This is a genomic window from Vibrio sp. GJ43-1, assembly GCF_055808835.1.
In genome coordinates, this window is sequence record NZ_CM147884.1 from 3,200,902 (window position 1) to 3,227,022 (window position 26,121).

Here is a 26,121-nt window from a genome sequence, read left to right on the forward strand (position 1 = left end):
CTCCTATCGCTTAGCTTGATCAGCTATTTGATTGGCTTGCTCAACGCTAATCGCTTCTACCGCATCACCATCACGAACAAAGCCTTGCCCCAAAACAATAATATCAACTCGATCGCCAAGCCCTGTCAGCCAGACACCATCTTGTTCAGCCTTAACGAGCTGGATGGGGACAAACGCCACTTTGTTACTCTGAAGCGTTTTAACACCGAGGTTGCCACGTTCATCTAAGGCCAGCATTGTTGGGGTTATTTTTATGGCGATATTTTTCTCAAGCGCCAACTCAACTTCAGCACTCACCCCTGCAGAAATTTTTTGCTTGGGATTCGGAACTTCTATTTCAATAGGAAAGGTATTTGTCGTCGATGAAGAGACTCTAGAGATATAACGAAGCTATACGATTACTGGTGTGCCATCAATAAAACGCACTGTCGCTGGTTGGTTCACTGATAGATTTTGAATATGACGCTCACTCACGTCCGCTTCTATCACCAGAACATTTAAATCAATCATCATGGCAACCGGATCACCAATAGAGACAAAATCGCCTAATTCAATATCAATTTGGTCCACGATACCGGTAAAAGGTGCTTTAACGATGGTATTACGCAAGGCCAATTTCGCCGCGCTGACCATCGCTTTTGCTTCGGTATAGTTTGCCGCTGCCGTTGAATAGGCAACTTCACCTTGCAGTCCGCGACTCTTTAAAGATTTAGATGCATTAAACTCTTGCTGACGAACATTCAACATGGCCTGTGCTCGTTCTAATTGAATCGCAAGATCACCTTTATCGATTTGTGCTATCGCTTGGCCAGCCTTGACGCGGTCTCCCTTTCTAACGCTTAAGCCAATAATTTTCCCCGCGATTTCAGCGCCAAGCTTAGCGGTTCGATCCGGCGCAGTTCGACCATATAATTCGATTTTCTTATCAATACTTTCCGCGACAAAAGATTGGAAAACCACCCTTGCAAGTGGCGTGACTTCTGGTGAAGTAGACGGATTGCTTTCTTCTGCTCGTAAAGCACCAAGACCGAGCCAAACGGCGAGCCCTAAGATGAATAATAGCGAAATAAGCCAGGGACGTTTTGAAAAGAAGCTGCCAGGCTGCATGGTTGGCATAGTTATATCCTTATAATGGTCGTGCTGCTGCGCTTACCTAGCCTTTCCCTGATGAGAAAGGCTGATAAAAGTACTGAAACTTGAATAACATCCTTAGATTCAATGTCTCAGCACGCCCTGTACGTTAGGAGAAATAAGAGTAGAGCAGTAACACTACCTTGTTTTATTCATTTTTGTTATCTGCGTAGCAAAAAAAAGAGGCGAACTTCTCATTCGCCTCTTTCTTACTGGTTAACTTAAACGCTAAATGAAGCGCCACAACCACATGTTGTCGTAGCATTGGGGTTATCAATAAAGAATCTCGCCCCTTCTAACCCTTCGGTATAATCCACCGTGCCGCCAATTAAGTATTGTAGGCTCATCGGGTCTACCACTAAGGTCACACCACACTTTTCAATCGTGGTATCACCATCGTTGACACTTTCGTCAAAGGTAAAACCATATTGAAAACCACTGCAACCGCCACCCGTAATGTAGACGCGCAGTTTCAGTTCAGGGTTTTCTTCTTCTGAAATCAATGTGTTCACTCGCGTTGCCGCGGCATCGGAAAAATTTAAAGGAATAGCTGCATCACTCATGGGAACCTCTCTTGCTACTCATTCGCAATTCAAGCGCACCACTGATAACCAGTGACTCGCATCCCCTACGAAGATAAAAACGACTCACCAAAATGATGAGTAAACAAATAGTATTAATTGTATTACGGGGGATTATCTAATACCTGACTGCTTCGTTCAAGTATTAGGCAGATGCAATTTAACTTTACCGTCATATCAGAGTGCAATTTCCGAAAATGTGCTCAAAACACTACTAGATTTTGTGAGGGTATGTACAATGCTGCTCACTTGGTCCGAATAAGCAAAGAGGAATTCTCCATGACCAAATCAGCAGAGCTGTATCAAAAAGCGCAAGAGACTATCCCTGGTGGTGTAAACTCGCCCGTTCGTGCCTTCAACGGTGTAGGTGGTTCACCTATCTTTGTTGAGCGTGCCGATGGCCCTTTGATTTTTGATGCTGATGGTAAAGCGTACATTGACTACGTAGGTTCTTGGGGACCGATGATCTTAGGTCACAACCATGCTGTTATCCGCGAAGCCGTTATTGATGCCGCACAACGAGGTCTAAGTTTTGGTGCGCCAACCGAAATGGAAATCAACATGGCTGAACTCGTGCGCAAACTGGTGCCTTCTATGGAGCAGCTGCGTATGGTGAGCTCTGGTACAGAAGCGACCATGAGCGCCATTCGTCTCGCTCGTGGCTACACTGGTCGTGACAAAATCATGAAGTTTGAAGGTTGCTACCACGGCCATGCCGATAGCTTACTTGTTAAAGCTGGCTCTGGCGCATTAACACTTGGCCAACCAAGCTCTCCTGGCGTGCCTGCTGACTTTGCAAAATACACGCTGACGGCTCGTTTTAACGATCTTGAATCCGTCAAAGCGCTGTTTGCTGCCAACAAAGGTGAGATTTCTTGCATTATTGTTGAGCCTGTTGCCGACAACATGAACTGCATCCCTCCAGTTGAAGGTTTCCACGAAGGACTTCGTCAAATCTGTGATGAAGAAGGCGCGCTGCTTATCTTCGACGAAGTCATGACAGGCTTCCGCGTCGCACAAGGTGGCGCTCAAGCGTATTACAACATCAAGCCAGACTTAACAACATTAGGTAAAATCATTGGTGGTGGCATGCCTGTTGGTGCATTTGGTGGCCGTAAAGAAGTCATGCAATACGTTGCGCCTACTGGCCCGGTTTATCAAGCGGGTACACTGTCAGGTAACCCTATCGCCATGGCAGCTGGTTATGCTTGTCTTACGTTGCTGTCTGAAGAAGGCAACGAAAAACGCCTTGCGCATAAAACCAAACAACTTGCTGATGGCTTTAAAACCTTGGCAGACGAGCATGGCATTCCAATGGTGGTAAACCAAGTTGGCGGTATGTTTGGCTTTTTCTTTACCGATCAAGAACGCATTACTTGCTATGAAGATGTCGCTAAGTGCGATGTTGAGCGCTTTAAGCGTTTCTTCCACTTAATGCTCGATCACGGTGTCTACCTTGCACCATCAGCATTCGAAGCTAGCTTCCTGTCTCTTGCTCACGGTTCAAAAGAAATCGAAGCAACACTAGAAGCCGCTGATCGTTGTTTTGCTATGCTGGCAAAAGAAGCGGCGTAGCCAGTAACCACTGACTTATGCATAGCGTCGAGACTCCTAAAAGGGAATCTCAACGTCAATAAACGTAAGGGCTGATAGTTTCAGCCCTTTTTTATGCCTGCCAATGATAGGCGGCCAGTAACGCTATCGCGAATATCATCATCCAAAACCACGGGATTTTTCGCTTAATTTTAACACCTGACTGACACGTTTCCTTGCCGTTACAACATCCCATAAAACCCCCACTAATCACGGTATTAAATACCAATTAAAATTGATCACTCCATATTTTACGTCCATTATATGCTCAATTGGTCGCCGTATTTGATTACTTAGTTTACCGACTATACGTTGACCAGTAATACGTTGAAATAACTGAATTAGCGATGGCGCTTTGTCTACCGTAAAAACGCCACGACGCAGAAAAAACGACGCTCGCTCATCATCTTATCGCATGCAGATTTCGCAGCCGATATATTGAAAAAGGAACACTCGTGAAAACGAAAATGAACGTAACGGCAAGTCACTGGGTGCTCATCATCGCCCTACTTTTAACGGGCTTTGCCTGTTACTTGCTCGTCGAGCCTTACATTAACTCCATTGTCATGGCGTTTATTTTGTCACTGTTGATGTTCCCTATTCATGAGTGGCTAGAGGATAAACTGCCAAAACACAAAAACACTGTCGCCTTGTTATCCTGCGTTATTCTGACGTTTATCATTGTCATGCCATTACTGCTGGTTTTTAGTGCCATAGTTCAGCAAGGATCCGTGTTCTCACAAAATATGTATCACTGGGTGACCGCATGGTGGTATTCAAGAAGTGTTTGCCCACCCTTGGGTCGTTAAAGGGCTGTCGTTCATTAATGACTACCTACCTTTTGATAAGATTGATCCACAAGATATTGCCAAAAAGGCGGCAGAATTTGCGACCTCACTGGGTTCAAATCTAGTGGCAATCAGCGCTAAAATACTTGGGGATGCCACCAGCTTCCTGATGAATTTTTTCTTAATGCTGTTTGTTCTGTTCTTCCTACTGCGCGATCACGATAAGATCATCGCTGCGATTCGCCATATTTTGCCCTTTTCTCGCAGCCAAGAAGATCGCTTACTCAACGAGATTGAAAAAGTATCAAAATCCGCGGTGATGGGCTCTTTTTTAACCGCAATAGCGCAAGGTGCCGCAGGTGGATTTGGTATGTGGCTTGCCGGATTCCCCGGTTTATTCTGGGGGACGATGATCGGCTTTGCGTCGTTTATTCCTATCGTTGGCACCGCGTTAATTTGGATTCCAGCCACCGCGTATTTATTAATAACAGGTGAAACCCAATGGGGTCTATTTCTCGCGATATGGAGCATTGCCGTCGTCGGCTCTATTGATAACGTATTAAGACCCCTGCTCATGCAAGGCAGTTTAGGCATGAATACGTTGATGATTTTCTTCTCCCTGCTTGGTGGTATTCATTTATTTGGTCTTATCGGCCTGATTTATGGCCCGATCATTTTTGCTATCACTATCGTACTTTTCAATATGTATGAAGAAGAGTTTAAGGACTTTTTAGATAGCCAAGATAACAGCTAGAATGCTTTTTTAGTCTGGGGGTTTGTGAGAGAATCCCCTCCCTTTTTCAGTTTCCAAGAGATGACGTTCATGTCGCATTACATCGCTCCCAGCCAGATTGCCGAAAGACAGCTTGAGTACTTCGCAGGAAAACGTGTGCTGGTCATCGGTGAAATAGAAGACCAGTTCCCGATTGATTTGAGCAAGCATTGCGACAAAGTCACGGTATTTACTAGCAATTACTGTACTTACCGACAACTTCATCGCTCGGAACAACTTTGCTGTCACTTTGGTGCTAATTTACCAGACACGATCGACGCAGATATGATCTTAATGTATTGGCCAAAAGCTAAAGCAGAAGCGCAGATGCTATTAGACATGTCGTTAGCAAAGCTAGGTCAAGATACTGAAATCGTCGTGGTCGGTGAAAATCGCTCTGGCGTAAAAAGCGTAGAAAAAATGTTTGCGCCTTATGGCGTGATTAAAAAGTACGACTCGGCACGTCGTTGCTCATTTTATTGGGGGCAATGCCAAACAGCACCCGCATCGTTTGATCTGCAATCTTGGTTTAAATCCTATCCGGTCGAACTTGACGGCCAGCAATTAGTAGTAAAAAGCTTGCCTGGCGTCTTTAGCCATGGGGAGTTTGATTTAGGTAGCCAGTTACTGCTTAGTAACCTACCACCACTGCATGGCAAGGTACTTGATTTTGGTTGTGGTGCTGGGGTACTAGGCGCGTTCATGGCACTACGCTATCCGGATATTTCACTGCAAATGTGTGATATCAATGCCTTTGCTATAGAGTCTAGTAAGCAGACCCTATTAGCTAATGGCTTAAAAGGCGATGTCTTAGCTTCTGATGTCTATTCTGATTTGTCGTCTGATTTTCAGTTCATCGTAAGCAACCCACCATTCCATGCTGGGCTAGACACCAGTTATTCTGCAACTGAAGCACTGCTCAATGATGCACCAACGCATCTTAAAGCCGCAGGCAACATAGTCATCGTCGCAAATAGCTTCCTTAAGTACGCACCGATCATTGAGCGTCAATTTGGGCATTGTCATACGCTCGACAAAACCAGTAAATTCACCATCTATCATGCCATCAAGTAACTCACGTATTTAAATAAGTCTGTCGGCAATACTGCTCACTCTAACCAGTATTGCCGCCTTCTTTTCCCGCCTTACTTATAACCCTCTGTTTAACTGTTACTTTTATTGCAGCTGACATCAGCATCACCAATCAAATTTCAAGCAGTCATTAATTATGAGTGACCTCACACGCTTTGCATTCAACTTACTTGCCAAAGTAAAAAAAGTATTTAGATTAGTAAGGTCAGGTGTTTTATGACAAAAAAACACCTGCATTTATTCACTAAATACCCCTTAACGGCCTAAGACTTACGTATGTTCAAGCTGCATAGAAAACAGAAATTTAAACGATTACAAAGCACTTTGATGATGGCATTTTTGGCGCTCAGCATCACTCCACTTACTGTCATTGCTCTGTTTTTTCTTAATGCTCACAGCCAAGATCTTCGCGATCAAAGCACTACGCACCTTGTTTCTGTTCGCGATACAAAAAAACAACAGGTTCTCGATTACTTTGATGCACAGAAATCAGAAGTCATGGGCTTTGTGCGCTCAGAGCTTGCCTATGCCAGTGGTGGGCGGTTTTACGGCATCGTCAACGCATTCCAACGCTTGGGCGATGATATTAAGCAAGCCCAACAACATGCACAAGAACGCTACATTACCGCTCTGGCGATCAGGTAAAAACCTCTATCATGCCAGACTCGAGCAGCTATGTGGGCAGTGAGCGATATCGACTGCTCCACAAACGCTATCACCGCGCGTTTGTGGAACACCTTAAACGTTCTGATTTTGACGATATCGTCTTGGTCGATTTAGCGGGTAACGTTACCTACTCAGTGTTCAAACACGATTACTATGGTACCAACCTCAATACGGGCCGCTTTTCTCAATCCATACTGGGCTCAACGTTTGCGACTCTAGATCAAGAAGTGACAAAAAAACGTAAAGATAATGAAGAATACACGCCAGTTATCATTTCTGACTTTGCCTCCCAAGGAGAGCAGCAATACGCGTGGCTAGGTGCCCCGATTATTCAACAAGGGTATTTACACAGTTACGCACTATTTCGTTTGCCAATTAAAGGGATCACTAAGCTCATCAATAGCGGCAGCACCACCGACATCAACCTTCTGTTGGTCGGAAATGATGGTAAAGCCAAAATGATGGGGCTATCCGCAGAAAGTATTACACAAAGCGAACAAGTCATTCAGAAAGCCCTCTCTGGCGAAACTCAAGTTGGTAGCTATAGCAATACTCTCAATAACCTGTATCTCGCCGCCTTTGCACCCGTCCAATTCTCAGACACCACATGGGCACTCGTTGCAGAAACGCCTGAATCCGTAGCATTTGCCAGCATTCATCAGCTGGAAAAACTGTTTGTTATCGCGATGCTTAGCGCAATCATTCTGGTGGTGATTGCCTCTCACTATCTATCTAACTTTATTACCTCGCCACTACTAAAGCTAACATGGGCTGCCGAGCGAGCATCAGGAGGTGATCTTGAGCCATCGATCATTAGCGCTAACCGCAAAGATGAGATTGGTCGACTGGCACTCAGTTTTGAACGTATGCGTCGCTCTATCAAGGATAAAATCGAGTTAATTAAAAGCCAAAACCAAGAGCTAGAACAACACCTCATTGTGATTAAAAAACAGAATGAAGAACTACAACTTGCCAACAAACTAAAAGATGAATTTCTTGCCACTACCTCCCATGAACTAAGGACACCACTACATGGCATGATTGGCATTGCTGAAGCCATGATATCTGGGGCTAACGGCCCGATTGGCGCCAATCATCGCTATCAACTGGATATTATTGTTAACAGCGGTCAAAGGCTGGCAAGCCTTGTCGATGACCTTCTCGATTATCACAAGATGCGCTATGGCAGCCTGGCAATAGAGCGCTCCGCCGTGAGCCTTACCAGTGCGACACAACTTGTTCTCGACTTATCCCAGCACCTGTTGGGTAATAAAAAGATTCGCATTATTAACCAAGTGTTAGAACCTATTCCTTACGTATCCGCTGACCCTCAGCGGTTAGAACAAGTGTTGTATAACTTAGTCGGCAACGCCATAAAGTACACCAACGAAGGTAAAATTGTATTATCCGCAACCGCGATGGATGATCATATCCGCGTGCAAGTTGTCGATACTGGACATGGTATCCCGGCGCAGCAGTTAGAGCATATTTTCGAACCCTTAGTACAGGCTGGACACGATTCAGGTCACTATCGCCAAGGAGCAGGACTCGGGCTTTCTATCAGCCGCCAGCTCATAGAGTTAATGGGGGGCTCACTCTATGTCAGTAGCCAACCACATGTAGGAACCACATTCAGCTTCACACTGCCATTGGCTAGCCAAGAAGAAGTGGAAGCCATGTCTTATGTGCCACAATCGAATCACTACCAAGTGACGGATCAAAACGAGTTAGCAATCGGCGACGAAGAAACTCTTCCTGACAACCCTGATGGCCCTAAAATCCTTATCGCTGATGATGAACCCGTTAACCTGCGCATTCTAGAAAGCTTTTTACGACTTGAAGGTTATCAAGTCACACTCGCCAAAGATGGCATAGAAGCCATGGCGACAATAGAAAAAGACAAACCAGACCTACTACTGCTTGATATCATGATGCCAGGAATGAGTGGGTTTGAAGTCTGTGAAACGCTACGTGAACAATACGATCACGCTGCTTTGCCCGTCATTATGCTCACGGCGCTCAATCAATCAGAAGACCGTGTTCGTGGTTTTGAGGTGGGCGCAAATGACTATTTATCCAAACCATTTAGCAAACAAGAACTGGCGGCGAGAATTGCCGCCCACCTGCAAGCGAGCAAAGCTGAGGTACGGCGAGCAGAAAACCAAAGCCTTAAATATGAGCTCAAGCAGCGCGCGCTCGTCGAAGCCAGCCTACTGGAAACACAAGGGCGACTCATTGAGCAGCTCGATACCGCACCAGAAGCTATTTTGTGCGTACGTAATGATCTGAAAATCCAATTTGCCAATCAAGCGGCGGCAGCGTTATTCAAACGAAATGTTGAACAGCTAAAACGTTCGAGCTTGGATGATCTCATCGCCCCTAAGTTCGTGAACCTATCTCAAGAGCATTATTGTGGTGACATTGATATCTTTATAGAAGATGTCAGGCAGCGTATCAATGCTGACATTTTAACGCTACCAGAAGGCCCTGGACTGCGGAATGTTTATATCTTTGAACAAGGTAAAAATACTAACGTATCACGTGTTAAAAACCTTGAAACCGCCATTGATGCACTGTCTAGCTACGCCATTGAAGGGGATAAAGCCAAGCTACAAGAATTAAAAGAGCTAGGGGGAGAGTTTACTCGATTGGCCGATAAAGCCAGCGACGAGCAAAAATCTCGCCCTGAATTAATGCGTGAAATACTGGTAGAAGCGATGACAAATTCACTGACCTACTGGGAAGATGTCACCGGACAATCGAAATTTGCCTTTGCAGAACAAAGTGGACTTTGGCGAGTTTACCTAGATCGAAGCACGCTACAAACGCGAACGTTAGACAAATACTTGCGAGTAGAAACACTTCCAAAAACCCCTCGCTGGCGCACCGTATTGAGTTCAATGGAATACATTTTGGAACACTGCCACAAACAAGGTCCGGAGCGCGACCACATCATCGCTTGTAGAGACAGGCTGCAAAAGTTGTTAACGAGTTAACTCATGCATTCATCGTTTTAATCCAACTCTTTGCTTGACCCACAAAAAAGCCAGCCTTCGATTTCACATTGAAGACTGGCTTTTACATTAGTGTTGTTCTATTCCAGAGTCACTATCGACATTAAATTGGAAGAGCAAACTCTCCCAATTCATAGCGCTTATGCTTCAGCTCTTGGAAAATAACCGTATCGGCTTTTTCAGTATACTGACCCATTAGATGGAAATTCAAATAACGGTAGGTATCCGCCGCAGTGGCATCAATTTGCTGCATGTACTCTAAGTACTCTTCCTTGTTAGGAATTCGACCTAGAATAGCACCAACAGATGAAAGCTCAGCGGAAGCCAAGTAAACGTTCGCACCTGTACCCAAACGGTTCGGGAAGTTACGTGTTGATGTCGACATCACAGTAGAAGCGTCTGCCACTCGCGCTTGGTTCCCCATACACAGTGAACATCCCGGTGTTTCGATACGTACGCCCGCACGACCAAAGATACCGTAGTAACCCTCTTCTGTTAGCTGGTCTTTATCCATCTTAGTTGGTGGTGCAATCCACAAACGTGTATCCAGCTGACCTGTAAACTTATCAAGAAGCTTACCCGCCGCACGGAAGTGACCAATATTCGTCATACATGAACCAATAAAGACCTCATTGATTTCGGTACCTTGAACATCAGCCAACAAGCGAGCATCATCAGGGTCATTTGGCGCACAAAGAATTGGCTGGTCGATATCGGCCAAGTCAATTTCGATAACGTGAGCATATTGCGCATCGCTATCCGCCTGCATAAGATCAGGGTTTGCTAGCCACTCTTCCATTGCCACGATTCGACGTTCAATCGTACGGCGATCACCGTAACCTTCAGAAATCATCCACTTAAGCATGGTGATATTGGAATTAAGGTATTCCTCAATCGACTCTTGAGAGAGCTTCACCGTACAACCCGCAGCGCTTCGCTCTGCTGACGCATCAGACAATTCAAAAGCTTGCTCTACTGATAGGTGCTCAACGCCTTCAATCTCTAGAATGCGACCCGAGAATTCATTGATCTTGCCTGCTTTTTCAACGGTAAGTAGGCCTTGCTGAATGCCATAGTAAGGAATCGCATGGACAAGGTCACGCAGCGTAATACCCGGCTGCATATCACCTTTAAAACGAACCAAAATAGATTCAGGCATATCGAGTGGCATCACTCCCGTCGCAGCAGCAAACGCCACCAAACCAGAACCTGCAGGGAAAGAAATACCAAGAGGGAAACGCGTATGAGAGTCACCACCAGTACCAACGGTATCTGGCAACAACATACGGTTCAACCAAGAGTGGATAACACCATCACCTGGACGCAGTGATACACCTGCACGATTCATAATAAAATCTGGCAGTGTATGGTGCGTATTCACATCAACGGGCTTTGGATAAGCCGAAGTGTGACAGAAAGACTGCATCACTAGATCTGCAGAAAAGCCAAGACAAGCGAGGTCTTTAAGCTCATCACGCGTCATCGGCCCTGTAGTATCTTGTGACCCAACCGTTGTCATCTTAGGCTCACAGTAAGTCCCTGGACGAATACCCTCTACACCACAAGCTTTACCCACCATTTTTTGCGCAAGAGTAAAACCCGTACCGAGTATCTTCAACTTCAACAGGGCGACGGAAGACCTCAGAAGGCGCCATACCTAGTGCTTCACGCGCACGGTCCGTTAAGCCACGACCGATGATTAGAGGAATACGGCCACCAGCTTGTACTTCATCAATCAGTACATCAGTCTTTAACGAAAACTCAGCCAGTGTCTCACCGCTTTCATGATCGCAAACTTTACCCTCAAATGGGTAAATATCAATCACATCACCCATGTTCAGTTTCGTCACGTCCACTTCAATCGGTAGTGCACCCGCATCTTCCATAGTATTGAAGAAGATTGGCGCAATTTTACCACCTAGAACATAACCACCTGCGCGTTTATTCGGAACATTAGGGATATCATCGCCCATGAACCAAAGCACAGAGTTGGTTGCTGATTTACGTGAAGATCCCGTACCAACAACGTCACCAACGTAAACCAATTGATGGCCTTTTTGTTGGAGCGCTTCAATTTGTTTAATTGGACCAATAGAACCTTGTTGATCCGGTTCAATACCTTCACGAGCATTTTTTAGCATCGCTAGCGCGTGAACTGGGATGTCAGGACGAGACCAAGCATCAGGTGCTGGCGATAAGTCATCGGTATTCGTTTCACTCGAGTAACCTTAAAAACAGTTAGGGTAATTTTTTCTTGTAGTTTTGGCTTAGACTGGAACCATTCGGCTTCCGCCCACGACGTCATGACTTGCTTAGCATGGTCGTTGCCTGCTTTCGCTTTTTCTTCCACGTCATAAAATGCATCAAACATCAAAAGCGTATGAGAAAGAGCTTTAACAGCGATCGGGGCAAGTGCGTCATCATCAAGCAAAGAGACAAGCGACTCGATGTTATATCCGCCTTGCATAGTACCCAGCAGTTCAGCGGCTTTTTCACGACTGACGAGTGGTGATGTTACTTCACCTTTTGTAATCGCCGTAAGGAAACCAGCTTTAACGTAAGCGGCTTCATCTACGCCTGGTGGAATGCGGTTCTCAAGAAGATCAAGGATGATTTCTTCTTCACCTTGAGGGGGATTCTTTAATAGCTCAACAAGTCCAGCAACTTGTTCAGCATCTAGGGGTCTAGGAACAACTCCTTCGACAGCACGCTCTGCGACGTGTTTACGGTAGGCTTCAAGCACGACTTTTTCCTCTCATTGCGGTCCCTCCTTAATAATTAGAATTAGGAGTGGACATCCTTGGAAACTTGGCTCTCCCTCGCCATTTTTCGTCATCAATTCCTTTAATGATCAGCATTAGAGAGGCCAAACTGTGGGGCGAAGAATAGCAAATTTAACGATAAATTAAAATCTTATCATTTTGACCAACATAGCAACTTCGAGCAAAATCCATGATTTTCACTCGCCTCTATGTAGGATACTTTACTTATTTCACTCGCAAATTCTGTTCATAGACTCACGCCCGTGAACAATTGTGGGCTGAATTAATATGCAGCACCAATGATTAAATAAAACGACCGTAATCCTGTTTCGACCTGACCATAAGAGAGCATAATGGGTCCAACAGGCGAATCAATTCCAGCAAAAATAGAGCCTGCCATAAACAGCGGAGCATCAGAAATACCTTGGTCACCATCCCAAACGCCGCCGTACTCGGCAGATGCGCCTAAATACACGGGAGATTTAAACATACCAAAATCATTGTCAAACCATCGATAGCGATAGACGAGGCTACCATACAGTTTGTTCTCTCCTATCAAACTGTTTCTTGGGATACCCGATAAATTCAAAAAGCCACCCAGCTCTCTTGGATTGACGGGTAACGTCGAGTTTTCTGTTTCAATCACCGCATAATCAAACGAACCAACAAAGGTATTACGTCCAAAGGTATGTGCGTATTTTGTTTCCGCCGTAATCTCATAGGCGGTATCAGAAAAATCCGATGGCGCATCATTGATATCTTGCTGACCGCTATCGTTAGACAACAAGTATTCTAAATTGATGTACCAACCTTTTGTCGGCAAGCTGAAATCATCTAAGGTATCGAGTTTATAATTGACAAACATCCCTTGGCGATCGAAATCAAACGTTCCTGAAGACGGTAAAGGTGACACATAAGACTCACCCTGTACGAAGCGACCACCGACTTTAAACTCTTGCCATAAGGTAGGGGCATAGCCTACCGCCAGTTCGCCTAGCCATTCACGATAGGTAACTGGGACAAAATCGGCACTGCCTTCGAGCGCGGGGTCAACACAACCAGTACTGGTGGCATTGGGCGTACACAATACATTTCGCCTTTCATTGCCGTATTTAAGAGCCGCGAGGAAGAAAAAATCTTGGTTAGTCACAAAGGGAGAATACAACTCCGCCTCTATCCGTTTATCGGTACCAAAATCAGCGTTGACTCGCAGTTCCGCACCACGATCATTGAGATCAGTAAAGTTGGTACTAACACCAATGGCATAAAAACTATTGGCATTAAAATCTTCTTCCAGGTAGAAGCGGAAATCCATGTAGTTTGGACCCCATGATTTTTCTTTCACGTCCACCACCAGCGCGGTGTCTTCACCTTGCTCTTGATACTCGTAAGTAATGAGTTCAAATCGGTCTAGTGCGTAAAGGTTCTCAATTTTTTCTTCAATGTCATCCGTCTCTAGAACCTCACCAGATTTTAATGACAAATTATTACTCAACAAACTATCGCTATAGTGCGTCTGATTATTAATCACTACTTTATCAACTACTGTTTCATCGCCATAACGAAGGTGACGACGAGCATTTTGCTTGTCTTCTATGTATTGCTGAAACTGGGAAGAAGAAACGGATAGATGCTGTAATTCATCGGCAATTTGATAAGCAGCCTCATACCCTAGCTCATACGCTCTTGGCATACTTGAAAAGTCAGTTGTGGCTATTTTCCCTACTTCAGGATGCATGTAGACATCATGGTCACCAAGCGACTGCATTTGCTCTTCAGTACTACGGCGAACCAAATAGTTTGACAGTTGCTCACCAACACTCAAAAAGCTACTAAAGTCATCGCGGGTTTTATAGTCACTGCTTATATCCACAGCGATAATGAGGTCTGCGCCCATTTCTTTGGCAAGCTCTACTGGCATATTGTTGGTCACGCCACCATCGACCAACAAAAGATCCCCTAACTCATATGGGGGCAACGCGCCCGGAACAGACATACTCGCCATCATGGCATCGACTAAGTAACCTTTATCGATGACCACAGGTTCCAACTTAAGAATGTCTGTGGCGACAGAGCGATAAGGAATAGCCAAGTCATCAAAAGATTGGAATTTAGGAAGGTTACTGAGTTGTTTTGCGCAAAATACGTAGCATATTCTGCCCTTGAACCACGCCTTTTGGGGCCTCGATGGATCCAAAATGCAAGCCGATATCGGTACGAATTTGATAACGATCTTCGGCTTCTTTATCTCGGATTCGACGCTGACTGCGGTTTACGCGATCCACATAGCCATTATTCCAATCGACCGTATGGATAAAACTCTCTATTTCATCTGCACTCATGCCCGTGGCATACAGGCCACCAACATAAGCCCCCATACTGGTACCCGTTACAATATCAACGGGGATATTCATTTCTTCCAGCGCTTTAAGCACACCGATATGCGCCGCGCCCTTCGCACCGCCACCCGCTAACACAAGGCCAATTTTTGGCCTTGCCTTATCGTTATTGGCTGTATTTTCTTGAGCCGTTTGTTTAACTGAGGTCGCAGGTTCACTTGCTTGTGCGCATAACGTTGCACTACCCCATGTAAAAACTGACGCTATAAACCATCCCGTTAGGCGTTTCACATTCATCCCTAAAAGCGCTCTCAATTTAATTACTCTAATATATCAGCATTTTGCATCATAGCTATAGCCTAACCGCTTATCTCAAACGTATCCATTGTTTCGATAAGCGACAGTTTGGCTCGTTCTACAATTACATGTCGTGGCAATGACCCTTTTACTTTAGTGACAATTACCAATCAAACAGGTTCTTTATCCACTGTTTGGGTTGGTTGTCACACGATGCCTTCAATTTCCCCGATTCATCCCAGACGGGTAACTCAAATGCATTGCCGCAATCGAGCTGTAGTGAACCATTGGTGGTTTTATTGAAACCAATCATCGTGATATTTTTTGGCCACGGCAAAATAAGCGGTTCCGGCACGCGAGCGGCTAAGTAATCGGAATACACACGAAGTGCGCCACTTGAGCCAGTTAACTTGGTCGATTTGTTATCATCTCGACCCACCCATATGGTGGTCACTTCGCGGCCGTCTACCCCGACAAACCAGCTATCTCGCGTATCATTACTGGTACCCGTTTTCCCCGCTAATGCCGCGTGAGGAAACAGGCTATTTAAGTATCGACCCGTCCCTTCAAGCACGCCTTTTTTCATCGCGTAGGTGGTCAGCCAAGCCGCCTGTTGCGGCACTTTTTGAGTCGCTTTAGGTAAAGACTGGTACAGCACATCACCATCGACACTGACCACGGAACGTAACGCTGACAAATTAGCCTGTCGACCAGAATTTGATAACGTTTGATACATCTGCGCCACCTGGTAAGGCGTTAATGAAATCGCGCCTAAAAACATCGATGGCACTGGTCTTATCTCGCTAGCATCGACCCCTAGGCGCACAAGAGTGCTTGATACGTTTTTAATCCCCAGCGACATCCCTAAACGAACAGTAGGAACGTTCAGAGACTTAGCAAGCGCCTCATACAATGGCACGTCACCACGAAATTTTCGATCGTAGTTTCTCGGCTGCCACACATTGCCTTTACTGCCCTTCAAGGTCAGTGGTTCATCATCAAGTGTCGTTGCCAAATCAAACCTATCTGGCTGCTCTAACGCCGTTAAATACACGGCAGGTTTGACAAGAGAACCAATAGGACGACTCGCGTTCAGCGCTCGGTTAAAACCACTGTAGCCAGTGCGCTTTCCGCCGACCATTGCACGAATTTCACCGCTATTACGATCCACGGCAATCGCCGCAGCTTCCAACCCTTTGCCAGACGTTTTCTCTAGCTGTGGCAGCCGTTTCGCGATCGCTTTCTCTAGTTGGTCCTGCGAAACCGGATCAAGAGAGGTATAAATACGCACCCCACCTTTAGCGTTAATCTTATTGCCAAGCTTTTGGTTTAATTCTCGTTTTAGCTGTTGAAAGTAAGTATGGTTGACGACTGGCAATCTGCGGATTCTTTTGCAAGTCGAGATCGCGGCTCGCCGCCATTTCAAACTCACGCCCGGTTAACAGGCTTTGATCCATCATCAAGCGCAACACCAAATCCCGACGCTGCTTTGAACGCTCAGGATGACGAATGGGATTGTAATAAGAGGGGCCTTTCACCATGCCAACAAGCAAGGCTAATTGATCAATACGCAGCTCTTGCAACGGCTGACCAAAATACAAACGAGCAGCAAGGCCGAAACCATGAATCGCCTCCCCTCGGCTTTGCCCTAAATAGACTTCGTTGAGATAGGCTTCTAAGATTTGATCCTTGCTATAACGGTAATCCAGTATTAACGCGATATACACTTCACGTAGCTTACGCCACAACGTACGCTCACTAGTCAGGAAAAGGTTTTTCGCCAGTTGTTGCGTCAGGGTGCTTCCCCCTTGTACGGTTCTTCCCGCGCGTATATTGGCAAAAAATGCACGAGCGATCGCAGTAGGTGACACACCATCATGCTGATAGAAGTCTCTATCTTCCGTGGCGAGCAACGCATCTATCATGATTTCCGGAAACTGGTCACGACGTAAGAATAACCGCTGCTCATCAGCATTCTTCTCTAGCATCCCCAACATTTTGGGTTCAATACGGAGAAAGCCAAGGTTACCTTTTTTCTCTAATGACTGAATCCGTACTAATTCATTACCTTCAAAGTACAACATGACATGACGATCAGGCTCAGGGCCGTCAGCAAACTCAAATGGACGGCGAATCAACTCAATCTTCGTTGATGATGAAGAGTACTCTCCTGGATTACGAGGCTGATTCACCTTACGATAGCCAAGCACATCCAGTTCATTACGTAGCTGCTGAATCTCAATCGCATCGCCTGTCGACAAATTAAGCACACGCGCATAAACAACGGTCGGTAAATCAAACAGCTGCCCTTCAAAACGCTCTTTCACCACCTGATCGAGATAAAAGCCGACTGCAGCAAGCGCCACTCCGCCAACTAATGCCAATTTCCAGCCAATCGAGAACAGTCGTTTTCCAAGCGTTGAGCGCCCTTTCTTTTTGGCAGGCTTACGTTTCTTAGGCGCACTTTTTGCTCTCGGTTTTGCTGCGGTTTTGGTGGTTTTCTTGGTTGTTGTTTTTTTACTCGGTCGCCGCCAACTTTCTAACTTCTATCATGAGTTCAACTGTCTTTTGGTTTTGTGCGTTGCCTGATGATTCATTGGATCATCCGGCCATGGGTGTTTGGGATAACGTCCTTTCATCTCTTTTTGAACGTCTTTGTATGCGCCTTGCCAAAATGCGGCAAGGTCTTGGGTAATTTGTAACGGTCTTTGTGCTGGAGAGAGTAACTCCAGCACTATCGCTTGGCGACCATTTGCTATCAATGGTGAAGCTTTCTCACCAAACATTTCCTGAAGCTTGACTGACAACATAGGCGCTTGTCCCACTTGATAACGAATTTTTTCTTCGCACCTGTTGGCACCACAAGATGCGTCGGTAAAGCATCATTCAACACTTTTAACGCCTCCCATCCTAAGTACGCCTCGAGTGCAGGCATAAGATTGAGCGCTTTTAGCCCCTTCATGGATGAAATGCCATGCATAAAAGGCAGCAACCACTGCTCTAAGTGGGTCAATAATGCGGCCTGAGACATATCCGGCCATTGAGGTACATCAAGCCAATCTCGTGCACACTCTACCCGAGTGACGTATTCATTCGCAGAGGGTGTCCAGTTGAGTACCGATACGCCGTGACGGCGAACGGTCGCCAATAATGCCCCACTGACATCGGCATCGTCTGGGATAGGAATGATTTTTTGCTTCAAGATAATTGCGCCAAGCTGTGTCACTTCACTGGCCGTCAATGCCCCTCGCTTATCATCCCATTCCAGACGCTGTTTGTTTTCAATTAACTGCGGCGCTATGTGTTCAAGACTAGGGATATCTACGCTGAGAGCTTTAAAGATCTGACTAGCACCTCGCCCGGTATTAAGCACATCCAAAACAACAAGGTATTCTTCATCTGCAAGCTTGTCATGATCGTCAATTTGCACACCGTGACCGTTGGCCAATAAGAACTGCCCCGAATTTCCCGAGCGTTTCGCCGCAATTCTATCTGGGTAACCTAAGGCTGCAAGTATCCCGAGCAATGACTCATCACTCTCTTTCAAGATAAACCGATACTTGAGCTTCTGAGCTATCGATTTAGCTCGAAGCATTAGAGCAGCACTACGAGTATGCTGCCCCGTCTGCCAGCGATGTAACGCATACCTTAAGTCAATATGTCCCCTTTCTGGCTCTTCAATTAAACAGCACAACGCAATAGCCGTGGTTAGCTCGACGGCACCTAATGGCTGGGCTTGCAGTAGCAAACTGGCAAGGCGAGGCTCAACGCCAAGTGTATGAGCGCGCTGCCCCAAAGGCGTCAATTGCGATGAAGCATCAAGCAACTGCAGTTGCTTTAATAGCGCTTTAGCCTGCTCAATATGTGTCTCTTTCGGTGTATCTAGCCACCTTAACATCGTCACATCTTGGCATCCCCACTTAAGCAGCTCTAACATCAAGGCCGCTAAGTCGCTGCGTAATATTTCCGGCGTACTTTGCTGCGGCTGCTGATTAAACTGACTCTCACTATATAAACGAACACAAACTCCGGGCTCAAGGCGTCCCGCTCGCCCACTGCGCTGAATCGCTGAAGATTGCGCAATGCGTCCTTGTGCTAGTTTGGTAACGCCAGTTTTTAAATCAAAGGTCGCCTGATTCTCTAAACCAGAATCTAATACAATCCGAATGCCCTCGATCGTTAGTGAAGTCTCAGCAATATTGGTCGCAAGCACAATTTTTCGCTGGCCAGACGCTGCTGGTTGAATCGCCCGTTGCTGGGCTTTAAAGTCTAACTGGCCATAAAGCGGACAAATGTCATAGCCACTTTGTAATTGCGTCAAACTTTGTGATTCCGATAAGCTTTGTGATTGTGTTAACAACTCCTCAGTCCGTTTTATTGCCCCTACGCCAGGTAAAAAAGCCAACAACGACCCAGAGTGATGAGACATCGCTGATAGGATCTGCTGACACATGGCTTGAGGCAAGTTGTCATTCACCCCTATTGGCCGATAGGCAACCTCAACGGGAAAGGATCGGCCTTGAGACTCAACATAACGTGCTTGGGGTAAAACACGCTTAAGATCATCGCCATCCAATGTCGCTGACATCAGTATGAGCTTGAGATCATCTCGCAGCGCTTCTTGTACCTCTAGGGTAAAAGCTAGCGCGGTATCAGCATGCAAGCTTCTTTCATGAAATTCATCAAATATGATTGCGCCAATCCCGTTAAGCTCAGGATCGTCTTGTAGCATTCGAGTCAATACGCCTTCTGTGACAATTTCAAGCCGTGTATCTTTACTGACTTTACTTTCACCACGCACCCGATAGCCCACCGACTCCCCAACAGGCTCTGATAATTGTTGTGCTAAATACATCGCAATATTTCTGGCGGCAATGCGGCGCGGCTCTAGCATGATAATTTTGCCATCGACAGGCAGATGACGAAGAAGCTGCAACGGAAAGTACGTTGATTTCCCCGCCCCTGTTGGCGCCCTTCAAAATCACTTGGTTTGAGTTTTCAATCGCCTCAAATAACTCAGATAACACGTCTTTAATAGGGAGTTGTGACAACGGAAAAGCCTTGTGCTGTAATGTGAGCTCTCATTCTAATAAAAAATGGCCATGAAATGCACTTCGATCCACCTTTAGAATCAGGAAAGCTCATTAAACGATATAAACGCTTCCTCGCAGATATCACCACCGCATCCGGAGACGAGGTCACCATTCACTGCGCGAACACGGGCGCAATGACAGGCTGTGCCGTCCCAGGCTCGACCGTTTGGTACTCCACCTCAGATAATCCGAAAAGAAAATACCCAAATAGTTGGGAGTTAACCCAAACTGATAGCGGTGACATGATTTGTGTAAATACGGCCAGAGCCAACACATTAGCCGTAGAAGCCATTAAAAATAATGTGATTGAAGAGCTAAAAGGTTACCAAACGCTGCGCACTGAAGTGAAATACGGTCAAGAAAACAGCAGGATCGATATTTTGTTGCAAGACAGTGAGCGGGTCGATTGCTACATTGAAGTAAAGAGTGTCACACTGCTAGAAGAATCAGGACAAGGGTATTTTCCAGATGCTCAAACGACAAGAGGTCAAAAACATCTCAGAGAGCTCACGGAAATGGCTCAATCTGGAAGCAGAGCCGTATTATTATTCGCTATTTTGCATTCAGGCATTGAAAAAGTCTTTGCCGCACACCATATAGATGCGAAATATTCACAATTACTTGAGCAAGCAAGGAAAGCTGGGGTTGAAGTACTTTGTTATAAAGCATCATTTTCAGATAATGATATGACGCTCTTATCTCGGGTCAATTACGAACAAAAGTGATGACACGTTCACAATGATAAGAACTTTAACAAACATCGTTTGCCACAAGCATTTCTTTTTGCTATAGATACCCGCCTTAAAATTAACTGTTCGCGCAGTTGACTAGGTTTAAGTAGGAGATGCTGTATGCCAGAATCAAAGAAAAAAGCGCTAGGCATCCTAGCCATTGCAGGGGTTGATCCTTACCAGGAAAAAGCCGGTGAAGAGTACATGTCACCAGCTCAAATGGATCATTTTAGAAAAATCTTAGGCGCTTGGCGCAACCAACTTAGGGAAGAAGTTGATCGTACTGTGCACCACATGCAAGACGAAGCGGCTAATTTCCCTGATCCGGTTGACCGTGCATCTCAAGAGGAAGAGTTCAGCTTAGAGTTGCGTAACCGTGACCGTGAACGTCGCTTGATTAAGAAAATCGAGAAAACGCTTAACAAGATTGAAGAAGACGACTTTGGCTTCTGCGAATCTTGTGGTGTTGAAATCGGTATTCGCCGCTTAGAAGCCCGTCCTACTGCCGATTTATGTATCGACTGTAAGACACTTGCAGAAATCAAAGAACGACAGATGCAAGGCTAATATAGCGATAAAAAGGGAGCAAACGCTCCCTTTTTTGATCATTCATGATGATCATATCAATGCCGCAATAACACTCTACACTAACACTCTACACTGTTGTTTATTGTTACTGTTGTTTGTAAACACTGTCTTTATAACAAACTATGTATATAGGTCGGTTATGTATATAGGTCGATTTGCGCCCTCTCCGTCGGGTCCCTTACACTTTGGTTCTCTAGTTGCCGCACTAGGCAGTTACTTTCAAGCTAAAGCCCAATCAGGAAGATGGCTCGTCCGTATTGAGGATATTGACCCACCACGTGAAATTGCTGGTGCTTCATCCCTCATTCTGAAAACGTTAGAAGCTTACCAGTTAGTTTGGGACGGCGACGTTCTTTACCAAAGCTCGCGTCTAACGGCGTACCAACAGCAAGTGGATCAATGGTTATCATCAGACGATGCCTACTTATGTGAATGTACTCGCCGACAGATCAAAGAAACACACGGCTTTTATCAAGGCACATGTCGCCACAAAGGCTTAATGGCATCAGGCAACCAGGCGGTTCGCTTGAAAGTGACCCACCCTATTAGTGCATTTGATGACCAACGCTACGGTTCGCTCACTATTCCGGCAGGCTTAGTGCACGAAGACTTTATAATTAAACGTAGAGATGGGCTTTTTGCCTATAACTTGGCGGTTGTACTTGATGATATCTATCAAGGGGTAACCGAAGTGGTCCGAGGCGCTGATTTAATTGAACCTACAGGGCGGCAAATTAGTCTCTACAAAACACTCGGTGCGACAGCCAGGTGAGTTACTTGCACTTACCCCTTGCTATTGATGATAGCGGCAATAAACTATCCAAACAGAACCATGCTGTCGGTATAGATTTAACCAATCCCGTGCCAACTTTAATGAATGCGATGCGTTTTCTTGGTTTCTCTTTAGATGACCATATGGCAGGCTCTACACCAGAAGAACTCCTAAAATGGGGAGTGGAAAATTGGCACTTGCAACAGCTATCCGATGCGCTCAAGATTAAACCGCCATTCTCAAATGATGCACTCTAGGCTATCATAAGCGGCAAAATTCAAGCGACAGGAACGAAACGTGACGGATGAGCCGTCATTTTTTCTCACCTAAACTGCGTTAAGATTATGAATAAAACTGAAAATTCCAAAAATGTTCACGAGGTTTATGGTGACATTGCACTGCATGTCTATTCTCGCGAAGAGCACACTGTCTCGCGTCAGAAAATCAGTGATAATGCGCTAAAAGTACTCTATCGACTACACAATGCTGGCTATGAAGCCTATCTTGTGGGCGGTGGTGTGCGTGATCTCTTGCTTGGCGAACAACCAAAAGACTTTGACATCGCCACCAATGCGACACCAGAGCAGATTAAAACCTTATTCCGTAACTGCCGTTTAATCGGCCGCCGCTTCAGACTGGCCCACATCATGTTTGGTCGAGATATCATTGAAGTCGCGACGTTCCGTGGCCACCATCAAGAACAAGAGAAGAACGTTTCTCAACAAAGTAAAGATGGCATGCTACTGCGGGACAATGTCTACGGCAGTATTGATGAAGATGCAGAGCGTCGTGATTTCTCGATCAACGCAATGTACTACAACATTGGTGACTATTCGATTCACGATTATGCCGGTGGTATTGAAGATCTTGAAGACCGCATTATTCGCCTGATCGGGGAACCTGAAGTGCGTTACCGTGAAGATCCGGTGCGCATGCTTCGTGCTACCCGCTTTGCCGCAAAACTCGATTTTGATATCGAAGAAGATACGGCTGCACCCATTGAAGAATTAGCGCCACTGTTACGTGATATTCCATCAGCACGACTTTATGAAGAGTCGCTCAAGCTGCTGCAAGCTGGCTGTGGCCTAGAAACCTATCACTTGATGCGTGAATACAACCTATTCCAACAGCTGTTCCCGATCATAGCGCCACACTTAACATCAGACTATGCATCGAACACTGAGCAGATGTTAGATCTGGTTCTTGACGCCACCGATCAGCGCATCGAAGAAGGCAAGCGAGTCAATCCAGCATTCATGTTTGCCGCCATGCTTTGGTATCCGATGATGGAGCATGCCGTCAAGCTTATGGCGAGTCAAAACCTGTCTGACTATGACGCGGTAATGGAAGCCAGTAACATCATTTTGGATGAGCAAGTTAAATCAACGGCTATTCCAAGGCGCCACACGGCTACCATTCGTGAAATATGGCAGTTACAGCTTCGTCTACCACGCCGCACAGGTAAACGTGCATACCGCCTAATGGAATTGAATAAATTCCGCGCTGGTTATGATTTCCTAGAAATGCGCGGAGAAATCGAAGGCGGTGAAGTAGCAGAATTGGCCAGTTGGTGGAATACATTCCAAACCGCAGGCCGCAATATGCGCCAAGCGATGGTGAATGATTTAGGTGGAGCGTCAACCAAGTCGGGGAATCGACGTCGCCGTAGTCCTAAGAGCAAAAAGCCAAAGAGCAGCCAATGATCACTTGTTATATTGCGATCGGCAGTAATCTGTCCGATCCCGTAGCACAAGCTTTGGATGCGATGGATGCGCTAAAGTCACTGCCCAAGAGTTCGGTCATTCAATGCTCGTCACTCTACAGCAGCACACCTATGGGGTAAACAAATCAACCTGACTACATCAATGCTGTTGTTAAAATACAAACCGAGTTAACGCCGCTTGAGCTGCTTGATTGCACCCAAGCCATTGAGTTAGAGCAAGGGCGTGTCCGTAAAGATGAACGATGGGGGCCGAGAACACTCGACCTTGATCTTATTCTTTACGGCAATGAGGTGATTGATTCCGAGCGTTTAACCGTTCCTCACTATGGAATGAAGAGAGAGAGTTTGTGCTCTATCCGCTTGCTGAAATTACACCTAATTTACAACTCCCTGATGGGACTGAGCTCACGAACTTGCTTACGCAAGTCGATCGTAATGGGCTGAGCGTTTGGCAAGCATAGCCAACGCCCAAATAAGGATAAAATAATGAAAAAAATCACCATCAACGACCTAATCAAGTGGAAGCAAGAAGGTCGAAAGTTTGCTACATCAACGGCGTACGATGCTAGCTTTTCAGGGCTATTTGAAAGCCAAAACATGCCCGTATTGCTCGTTGGCGATTCTCTGGGCATGGTATTACAAGGCAAAACCGATACTTTACTAGTAACGGTTGAAGATATTGCTTACCACACTCGCAGCGTTCGCGCAGGTAGCCCGAATTGCTTACTGATGGCGGATATGCCATTTATGAGCTACGCGACACCAGAGCAAGCCTGCCAGAACGCCGCTCAATTAATGCGAGCTAGTGCCAACATGGTGAAGCTCGAAGGTGGTGAATGGTTAATCGACACGGTACGAATGTTGACTGAACGAGCGGTTCCTGTCTGTGCACACTTAGGCCTCACCCCTCAAAGTGTCAATATCTTTGGTGGCTACAAAGTACAAGGTCGCGATCAAAAAAATGCCGACCAAATGGTGCGTGATGCGTTAGCGTTGCAAGAAGCTGGTGCACAAATCGTCTTACTAGAATGCGTTCCACAGGAACTGGCTAAACGCATTACTGAAGCGCTCGATGTGCCTGTCATTGGTATTGGTGCAGGTAATGTTACCGACGGACAAATTCTTGTGATGCACGATATGTTCGGCATTTCAGCTAACTACATGCCTAAATTTTCAAAAGACTTCTTAGCTGAAACTGGCGACATGCGTCTTGCGATTGCTAAATATATTGCGGACGTGGAAAGCGCGGCTTTCCCAGATGACGCACATACGATTGCCTAGGGGAGTCATGCATACTTTTGCTGATATCGCAGAGTTAAGAGAACAAGTCGCGCAATTTAAACGTGAGCAGCGTCGAATTGCATTTGTTCCAACCATGGGTAACCTTCATGAAGGTCACTTGACGTTAGTGCGCAAAGCACGTGAACAAGCCGATATCGTCGTGGCAAGTATTTTTGTCAATCCGATGCAGTTTGAGCGCGCTGATGATCTCAACAATTACCCTCGAACTCTAGAAGAGGACTTGAGTAAACTCAGCGCGGAAGGTGTGGACATGGTGTTCACGCCGACACCTGAGATTATGTATCCACATGGCTTAGATAAGCAGACCTTTGTCGAAGTCCCTGGCATCTCTTCGATGCTAGAAGGGGCGTCTCGCCCAGGTCACTTCCGTGGGGTATCCACTATCGTGGCAAAGCTGTTCAACATCGTTCAACCTGATGTGGCCTGCTTCGGTGAAAAAGATTATCAGCAACTCGCGCTCATTCGCCAAATGGTCAATGATCTTGCGATGAATATTGAAATCATCGGTGTACCTACCGTCCGTGAGATGGATGGTCTTGCCATGAGTTCTCGTAACGGCTATCTAACCATGGATGAACGCCAACGTGCGCCAGTGCTTGCGAAAACGATGCGTTGGATCAGCAGTGCGATACGCGGTGGAAGAGATGATTACGCTTCTATAATTGAGGACGCGAACGATCAATTGCGCGCCGCTGACTTGCAACCGGATGAGATATTTATCCGTGATGCACAAAGCCTGCAAGTCATTAATGAGGAATCCACTCAGGCGGTGATTTTGATGTCAGCTTACCTAGGTCAAGCTCGATTAATTGATAATCAGGTGCTGGATTTAGCTCAAAGCAGTAATGAACCTGATGCTGAGCCTACGGCTTAGTGC

General features: G+C 45.9%; 10 protein-coding genes and 8 pseudogenes. 12 read left to right on the plus strand and 6 right to left on the minus strand.

Features of this window, described 5'->3' with window-relative positions:
* Nucleotides 1-3 precede the first annotated feature (3 nt).
* Both AC0L66_RS15150 and erpA read right to left on the minus strand, forming a co-directional pair.
* Nucleotides 4-1,116: pseudogene (locus AC0L66_RS15150) on the minus strand (efflux RND transporter periplasmic adaptor subunit).
* A gap of 236 nt (nucleotides 1,117-1,352) precedes the next feature.
* Nucleotides 1,353-1,694 carry an iron-sulfur cluster insertion protein ErpA gene (erpA, locus tag AC0L66_RS15155; RefSeq protein WP_102468319.1) on the minus strand — a complete coding sequence of 114 codons (342 nt, stop codon included), beginning with the start codon at nucleotides 1,692-1,694 and terminating at the stop codon, nucleotides 1,353-1,355.
* A gap of 297 nt (nucleotides 1,695-1,991) precedes the next feature.
* Here erpA and hemL point away from each other — a divergent pair, with 297 nt between their 5' ends.
* From hemL to AC0L66_RS15180, 5 genes and pseudogenes are all read left to right on the plus strand, one after another.
* Complete coding sequence (gene hemL / locus AC0L66_RS15160; RefSeq protein WP_473567840.1) at nucleotides 1,992-3,287, plus strand: glutamate-1-semialdehyde 2,1-aminomutase; 1,296 nt, start codon at nucleotides 1,992-1,994, stop codon at nucleotides 3,285-3,287.
* A gap of 485 nt (nucleotides 3,288-3,772) precedes the next feature.
* Nucleotides 3,773-4,847: pseudogene (locus AC0L66_RS15165) on the plus strand (AI-2E family transporter).
* Nucleotides 4,848-4,916: 69 nt separating this feature from the next.
* Nucleotides 4,917-5,939: a 16S rRNA (guanine(1207)-N(2))-methyltransferase RsmC gene (gene rsmC, locus AC0L66_RS15170; protein WP_473567841.1), complete on the plus strand. Its 1,023-nt coding sequence runs from the start codon at nucleotides 4,917-4,919 to the stop codon at nucleotides 5,937-5,939.
* A 294-nt stretch (nucleotides 5,940-6,233) separates the two neighbouring features.
* Entirely contained in the window at nucleotides 6,234-6,602 is a 369-nt protein-coding gene (locus AC0L66_RS15175; RefSeq protein ID WP_473567843.1) for a hypothetical protein, read from the plus strand.
* 707 nt (nucleotides 6,603-7,309) lie between these two features.
* Complete coding sequence (locus AC0L66_RS15180) at nucleotides 7,310-9,619, plus strand: response regulator (protein WP_473569274.1); 2,310 nt, start codon at nucleotides 7,310-7,312, stop codon at nucleotides 9,617-9,619.
* A gap of 121 nt (nucleotides 9,620-9,740) precedes the next feature.
* Here the strand turns inward: AC0L66_RS15180 and acnB are convergent.
* The 4 pseudogenes from acnB to hrpB all read right to left on the minus strand — a co-directional run bounded on the left by acnB (nucleotide 9,741) and on the right by hrpB (nucleotide 20,086).
* Nucleotides 9,741-12,380 (minus strand): annotated as a pseudogene (acnB, locus tag AC0L66_RS15185) (bifunctional aconitate hydratase 2/2-methylisocitrate dehydratase).
* 302 nt (nucleotides 12,381-12,682) lie between these two features.
* Nucleotides 12,683-15,035, minus strand: a pseudogene (locus AC0L66_RS15190) (patatin-like phospholipase family protein).
* A 163-nt stretch (nucleotides 15,036-15,198) separates the two neighbouring features.
* Nucleotides 15,199-17,554: pseudogene (mrcB, locus tag AC0L66_RS15195) on the minus strand (penicillin-binding protein 1B); the annotation flags it as partial.
* Nucleotides 17,555-17,584: 30 nt separating this feature from the next.
* Nucleotides 17,585-20,086 (minus strand): annotated as a pseudogene (gene hrpB / locus AC0L66_RS15200) (ATP-dependent helicase HrpB).
* A 56-nt stretch (nucleotides 20,087-20,142) separates the two neighbouring features.
* Here hrpB and sfsA point away from each other — a divergent pair.
* The 7 genes and pseudogenes from sfsA to panC all read left to right on the plus strand — a co-directional run bounded on the left by sfsA (nucleotide 20,143) and on the right by panC (nucleotide 26,118).
* The gene (gene sfsA / locus AC0L66_RS15205) at nucleotides 20,143-20,853 is read left to right on the plus strand and encodes a DNA/RNA nuclease SfsA (RefSeq protein ID WP_265673650.1); all 711 of its coding nucleotides are present in this window, start codon (nucleotides 20,143-20,145) and stop codon (nucleotides 20,851-20,853) included.
* Nucleotides 20,854-20,979: 126 nt separating this feature from the next.
* The gene (dksA, locus tag AC0L66_RS15210) at nucleotides 20,980-21,426 is read left to right on the plus strand and encodes an RNA polymerase-binding protein DksA (RefSeq protein WP_250615776.1); all 447 of its coding nucleotides are present in this window, start codon (nucleotides 20,980-20,982) and stop codon (nucleotides 21,424-21,426) included.
* Between the two features lie 160 nt (nucleotides 21,427-21,586).
* Nucleotides 21,587-22,476, plus strand: a pseudogene (gluQRS, locus tag AC0L66_RS15215) (tRNA glutamyl-Q(34) synthetase GluQRS).
* An 87-nt stretch (nucleotides 22,477-22,563) separates the two neighbouring features.
* Nucleotides 22,564-23,922, plus strand: a complete 1,359-nt coding sequence (pcnB, locus tag AC0L66_RS15220) for a polynucleotide adenylyltransferase PcnB (RefSeq protein WP_265673648.1) — start codon at nucleotides 22,564-22,566, stop codon at nucleotides 23,920-23,922.
* Nucleotides 23,919-24,403: pseudogene (gene folK / locus AC0L66_RS15225) on the plus strand (2-amino-4-hydroxy-6-hydroxymethyldihydropteridine diphosphokinase). The gene pcnB and the pseudogene folK overlap by 4 nt, the downstream one beginning before the upstream one ends.
* A gap of 25 nt (nucleotides 24,404-24,428) precedes the next feature.
* Nucleotides 24,429-25,223 (plus strand): 3-methyl-2-oxobutanoate hydroxymethyltransferase, encoded by a 795-nt coding sequence (gene panB / locus AC0L66_RS15230; protein WP_473567845.1) that lies wholly within the window; start codon nucleotides 24,429-24,431, stop codon nucleotides 25,221-25,223.
* 7 nt (nucleotides 25,224-25,230) lie between these two features.
* Nucleotides 25,231-26,118 carry a pantoate--beta-alanine ligase gene (gene panC, locus AC0L66_RS15235; RefSeq protein WP_473567846.1) on the plus strand — a complete coding sequence of 296 codons (888 nt, stop codon included), beginning with the start codon at nucleotides 25,231-25,233 and terminating at the stop codon, nucleotides 26,116-26,118.
* The last annotated feature ends 3 nt before the right edge of the window (nucleotides 26,119-26,121 follow it).

Excerpts from the sequence above, each read along its gene's own strand:
- erpA (WP_102468319.1), bottom strand. The coding sequence starts at position 1,694 with ATGAGTGATGCAGCTATTCCTTTAAATTTTTCCGATGCCGCGGCAACG.
- hemL (WP_473567840.1), top strand. The coding sequence starts at position 1,992 with ATGACCAAATCAGCAGAGCTGTATCAAAAAGCGCAAGAGACTATCCCT.
- rsmC (WP_473567841.1), top strand. The coding sequence starts at position 4,917 with ATGTCGCATTACATCGCTCCCAGCCAGATTGCCGAAAGACAGCTTGAG.
- AC0L66_RS15175 (WP_473567843.1), top strand. The coding sequence starts at position 6,234 with ATGTTCAAGCTGCATAGAAAACAGAAATTTAAACGATTACAAAGCACT.
- AC0L66_RS15180 (WP_473569274.1), top strand. The coding sequence starts at position 7,310 with ATGCTTAGCGCAATCATTCTGGTGGTGATTGCCTCTCACTATCTATCT.
- sfsA (WP_265673650.1), top strand. The coding sequence starts at position 20,143 with ATGCACTTCGATCCACCTTTAGAATCAGGAAAGCTCATTAAACGATAT.
- dksA (WP_250615776.1), top strand. The coding sequence starts at position 20,980 with ATGCCAGAATCAAAGAAAAAAGCGCTAGGCATCCTAGCCATTGCAGGG.
- pcnB (WP_265673648.1), top strand. The coding sequence starts at position 22,564 with ATGAATAAAACTGAAAATTCCAAAAATGTTCACGAGGTTTATGGTGAC.
- panB (WP_473567845.1), top strand. The coding sequence starts at position 24,429 with ATGAAAAAAATCACCATCAACGACCTAATCAAGTGGAAGCAAGAAGGT.
- panC (WP_473567846.1), top strand. The coding sequence starts at position 25,231 with ATGCATACTTTTGCTGATATCGCAGAGTTAAGAGAACAAGTCGCGCAA.